Raw genomic sequence first — 5,617 nt, 5'->3', positions numbered from 1 at the left:
GTAGTGATGAAAGAAATTCACCATTAACTTTAAATCATACTTTTTAAAATGTAATTACTTACAAACGAACTGTAGCGACTCCTCGATTAATGCTCTTCACTTGAAGTCAATTGGGATCGGAGCGCACATCCATATAGAGGCCATCATCAAGAGTGTGAATTTCAGTTTTTGAGAATGAAATGAACATTATCTCAAACCTGAACTTACTGATAAGTAAAATTAAGTTGCAGTGCTCCTCTTACCGAACCTGCGCTGATTTGGCCAGTACTATAAAGTCTGCTGACCAGAGGGATGGTCACCTTCTTGCTGATGCTATCGACCGCTACCGTAACCTGACTACCCGGTCTCAAGATTTGTTGTGTTTGGCCCTCCGCAATCTGTATCCCTACATGGGGTGCCGACCCGGTGTTGATGTAAAGAGTATCATCATCAGGATTAGAGGTGCCTGTCAGTGACACCATCACATGGCGAGTGGTTAACGGACACTCAGTTAACATAATAGAGAAAGGTTTCCATTCTCCCCCTTGACCTGCAGTTACAAAATCGCCACTGCGACTTTGACCGAAATCTATCGTCTGATTAGCACTATCAACATCAATGACACACGGGCTGGCGACCACATTGCCGCTAATAGAAAGATCAGATGCCGCCGCCATGCATTCACTACTTAATATGCCGGATATCAATAATATTCCAAAAGTATGCAGTTTCATCTTGCTGTCCATATTATAGATTGGGCAATAATGCTATCGATACGTAAAGGTGGCCAGAACGGTACCGTTAATGGTTCCTGGCATAACCCCCCCGCGAGCAGAATATGTTCGCGTTTTTAAGCTAAAAACCGCCTCTTTACTGGTTGCATTTACTGACACATTGGTTACTTTCCCAGGCCCCAAATTAGTCCCGACACTGTCAGTTAGCTCAATAGAAAGATTGGTGGCCGTACCGGCATTTTTGTAACGGGCCGCGTCTTGTGTATCAGCAGTGCCAGAAAACGCCGCATCTACTTTGGTGGTCGAAACAGGGCAATTGATCAGTGTAATCGTAAAAATTTTCCATGGGCTTGCAGCTCCCGCAGCACTTAAATCCGTGGCCTGAATATCATCTAGTTTAATATTCATCGCCGAGTTAGCCGCATTAACTGTGCAAGGAGATGCTATAACATTGCCAGTAATATTAATCGTGCTAGTATCTGCCGCCATGATTATTGGGGCCGCAAGGAAACCGAAACCTGCCAGTATATATTTTGGGGTTGATAACATTATTTTACTCTCACAAAAATAGTTAATAGATAGCATTTAAATTATTGATACGTAATACTCAGGGTGGCCGTGGCATTTGCAGTGCCCGGAGAAATACTGGTCAGTGTCTGGTAATAACGCGCTTTAAACGGAAATGTTTCTATCCCTCCAGCGGATTCTTTTAATAACAACTTGCTGCCAATATTAAGTGGTGTATTGTTATATAAAATTTGTGCACCAATCCCTTTTGCTACCCCCGCGCTTCCTGCCCCGGTCAATGCCAGCACACTGGTATTGACCGTGTCTGCATTTTGTGTGCCGGCCAGTGCCACGTTGACTTTAGTACCCGCAGCACAGTTCAGCCCCAGATTAAATTCCTTATCACCCTTGGTGGTACCCACTCCGGTAAAATCAGCCGCGTATACATTCCCCAACGGGACACTTATTGTCGGTGTTGTGAGCGAGCAGGCTAATACCGTCACATTCATCCCTATAATACTGACGGGCACTTCGGGTTTAGCCCAACTTGTTGCATTGCCAAGAATCAGTGACCCGACTTTTTGAGTAAGAACGCCTGACGACATCGCCCCTATTTTATAAAAAGTGACTGCCGCGCCGGCCTCCGCTGTCTTAAACACGCCATTAGTACTAATAAATGCGCCTTGATTCACATTGCCATCTATATTGGGTGCACGCCCAATCCAGCCAGAAACAGTCAAAGTTTGGGAGTTAACCCCCCCCAATTGTATCCCCAGACCGGGTATATTAGTTGCGTAAATGCGCGCACCACCACCCGCAGTCATACCAGAAAAAGCTGTTGCTGCTTTAACAGCAAGATTTTGTCCGCCCGTGGGATAGGTCCTCCCAGCAGGACAACTGAATAACAGCAAGACTGGTGACGTGAATTCCGGTACCGCTAGCCGCGCACCGACGGGTACATCTCGCTGAACAACAAGTAGCGGCGGTGCATTGATAGTGACGCCAGCAGACTCAGTCGTACAAGCAAAGAAAGACCAGGAGTGGGTACTGTATAAAAACAACAGAGCTCCCATCATCTTAACGGTATTCTTCATCTCTTTTGTTCCTTTATTGGCAACGGCTATGCATCATCAGGATACCGTTTGACGTCGTATCCTGAGTCCGGTGTTTCGACAATTGATAATCAACCACACATTGGCTATCGCTATTTTTACCCCATTGCACCAGCAGTTTGCCGCTATTTGCCATCCCGGTTAGATAAACCTGTCCCTCATCACCAACGATAAATCCATTCTCTGATGTAGTTGACGCATCGCTGACTGTGGCACCGAAAGGCACCGGCTGACCATTGCTGCGCTGCAATGTCATCATCACTCGCTGGCCAATTTTGGTTTGATAATTAGCCACTACCACCGCCCCGCGTGTTGGGATCACCGTTTGACTGGTTAACTCCAATTCAACATCATCAGGCAGCGAGCCTGTATCGAGGCTGACAGGATTACTGCGATACGGGCTGGTATAAGGCACTACCGCATAACCACGGGCATCGGTTCTAATTCCGCGATTGTTATTGACAGCCACTCCCTCTGCACCGGGGGCTTTCACCAACACGACCGTTTCACCCAGTGACTGGGAAAGAGTGACCCCACCCGAGTGAAAAACCACACCACCTTGCACACCATAGTTGATGCGATTCTGACTTTTGTCATAACTGTAGCCGCCATTAATTTGGCCACTACTACCGTCATAACTGGCCGTCACGTTACCATTGCTCCCATCACCTTGCGTGGTATACCCTTGGTTAACACCCCAGCTAAGATTGTTATTTTCCAACGAGGTACCACTCACCCCAACGTTATGTGTAGTACGACCGCCTTTGGTGCTACTCATGCTGTAATTTGCCCATGAGTTACTCATCCAGCGGTCAATCGGAATACTGACATTAAGCGCAACGACCTGATCAGTCGTTTCGCTGCGGGTCCCATTACTGCTGGCGGCATTTTTATTACGGTTATAATTGATGCCATAGCTAATACCTTGCCAACTGTTGCTATACCCCACACTCATTGATTGTGTTTTCTGACCGTTGTCCCAGTAGCCTTCATCAATGAGACTTACTGACAAAGAACCGGCAGATTGCCCCAGATTTTGACTCACAACGACCTCAGCACGGCTACGTTTATGTTGCTGGTTCGGTTGGTTATTATTGCTGTTAAACGTGTCCAGTGTTTCCTGCAAGGTATAAAAACCCTGTGTGGAGTAACGGTAACCGGCCAGACTGAAGTTGGTCCCTGTCTCAACAAAGCTTTTACCGTAACGAAAACGCCATGACTGGCCACTGCTGTTACTCTCATCGGAGAAAGTCGCTTGCGCCTCGGTAATATCCAGTGAAATTGCCCCAATACGGCCCATATTTTTACCGAAACCGCCAGAGACTGCCTGATAATTCCCAGCGCCTTGAATACCACCGTATACCGTCAACCCCCAGGGCAACCCGTAAATAGCGGTTCCTTGTGCAAATGTCGTTTTATCTACACTGCGGTCAGAAGAGCGATAGTTGCCGCCAGTTAGGCTGTACTTCAATGCCCCCTCACGCTGTAATACCGGGACTGACGCAAAAGGCACCACAAAATTCTGTTCACTGCCATCGGCTTCAGTGACCGTTACCGCCAAATCACCGCTACCAGACGTAGAGTACAAATCATTGATTTCAAATGCCCCAGGTGAAACATAACTCTGATAAATAACAAAGCCGTTTTGGCGTACAGTTATCTGAGCATTACTCTTAGCAATCCCACGAACTACCGGTGAATACCCTTTCATGCTGTCCGGCAACATCTCCTCATCCGAAGTTAACTGACCACCGCGAAATGGCACACTGTCAAAAACATCACTGGGAGAACTACTGTCACCCAATGTGAGCTGGCTGCGCAGGGCAATAATGTTACGCTGCAAATAGGTATTGATTGAATTCCACTCATTGGTTCCGGCAGTGTCACGGTTCCAAGTTGAATAATTACGCAGTCGCCATGGGCCGACATTCACCCCGCTGCGCAAATTCAGAAAGTAACTGTTGCTGTTACTCCCCTCATGACTTACTCGAGAGTTAGAACCGCTAAAGCTGTAGTTGGCCAGCAACGCAGTAATCCCCTGGTCCCACTGTGTTGGCGAGACATATCCACGAACCTGTCTGGTCAGCGCCGCCTGCGGAATGCTCAGGTTGAGCTGTTGTTGGTCAAAGCGAAACTCTGTCGAAGCTTGAGGAATAGCGGTGGACAGGTCCACACACCCTTCATTTGCCAGCCCTGGAAATGCACTGACTTTGACACCTAACTGCGCCAACTCATCGATTGTCAGACAAGGCTGCAGGCTTTCCTTCGCGGTGGTATCATTTACTAGGGCGAACTCCAGTTCGCGAGTATCGATGAATTCGTTATTCAACAAGACATCAACGCGATAAACCCCTGGAGCCTGTGCATTATTTCGCTCAAATACAGATAAATCGGCACCGGCTTGGGATGGATTATCCAGCTCAAGTAACTCTGGGTTAAAATAATCTTCTGCTCGTACACTACTAATATCTGTCATCAGTAAGCCCAACTGACACAAAATGAAATAGCTCAACCGCGTCAAATGAATATTATGTTTTATTTTTTTAATAGGGTCTTTACCCAGCCCATTTTTCATTTTCTATTACCCAAAGTATTGACGCGGCAGGGTTGTTAACTTACAACCGATTCGATTTATAGTGAGGCTTGATAAGCTTCACTGGTCCCGCCGTAATCATTAATAATCTTCCAACTGACGCTGCTTCCAGTCATACCCGCAGGCAAATTGATATTCAGTGTTGAACCTGGTGCAACCATAGTGACGTTGGGAATATCTTTCCCTCCCATACTGACGGAAAAGAAGGTTATGTAATGAGCCGAGTCATTGATGGCTTTCAAGGTATTACTGCTACGCTGCCATTTAATGCCTTTTGCTGACTGCTCTACTGTTTCTTTAATGCTTTGTGGGCGATAAATCAGCTTGATACGTGTTTTGACAGCAATTTGTAGGGTGTTATCTATCTTTTCACTAGAAGGAATAGATTTAACATTCAACCAAAACAGTGATTCCTTATCTTCCGGTAAATTTCCGCCGGCCCGTACAACACGTAATACATTATCCTTGTTACTGTCCAGCCTAAATAATGGTGGAGTAATAATAAAAGGAGCCTTGGCTGCTCCTCCATCTTGAGTGTCCACCCAAGACTGGATCAGATAAGGGACTTTATCTGGGTTACTTACGTTTAATGTGGTTTCTTTTTTTTCGCTATCATAAATAAGACGAGTCCCACCGACTACAACCCCTGCAGTTGAACTAAATGCCGGGGCAAATAACCCCGTAGCTAATAC

At 46.4% G+C, this 5,617-nt stretch carries 5 protein-coding genes; all 5 read right to left on the bottom strand.

Annotated features, from left to right (window positions below):
- Positions 1-203: 203 nt before the first annotated feature.
- The gene (locus tag V2A85_RS21570) at positions 204-713 is read right to left on the bottom strand and encodes a fimbrial protein (RefSeq protein WP_372558609.1); all 510 of its coding nucleotides are present in this window, start codon (positions 711-713) and stop codon (positions 204-206) included.
- Between the two features lie 33 nt (positions 714-746).
- Complete coding sequence (locus V2A85_RS21565; RefSeq protein WP_372558610.1) at positions 747-1,298, bottom strand: fimbrial protein; 552 nt, start codon at positions 1,296-1,298, stop codon at positions 747-749.
- Between the two features lie 5 nt (positions 1,299-1,303).
- Entirely contained in the window at positions 1,304-2,314 is a 1,011-nt protein-coding gene (locus V2A85_RS21560; RefSeq protein ID WP_420072318.1) for a fimbrial protein, read from the bottom strand.
- 13 nt (positions 2,315-2,327) lie between these two features.
- Positions 2,328-4,907, bottom strand: coding sequence for a fimbria/pilus outer membrane usher protein (locus V2A85_RS21555; protein ID WP_420072317.1), 2,580 nt, complete (start codon positions 4,905-4,907; stop codon positions 2,328-2,330).
- Positions 4,908-4,963: 56 nt separating this feature from the next.
- Positions 4,964-5,617: molecular chaperone (locus tag V2A85_RS21550; RefSeq protein ID WP_420072316.1), on the bottom strand; the 654-nt coding region annotated here is incomplete at its 5' end.

It is taken from the genome of Yersinia sp. 1252 StPb PI (assembly GCF_048593885.1).
GTDB classification, from domain to species: Bacteria; Pseudomonadota; Gammaproteobacteria; order Enterobacterales; family Enterobacteriaceae; genus Yersinia; species Yersinia enterocolitica_E.
The sequence above is the reverse complement of the archived record's forward strand: the minus strand, read 5'-3'. Positions and strand labels throughout refer to the sequence as shown.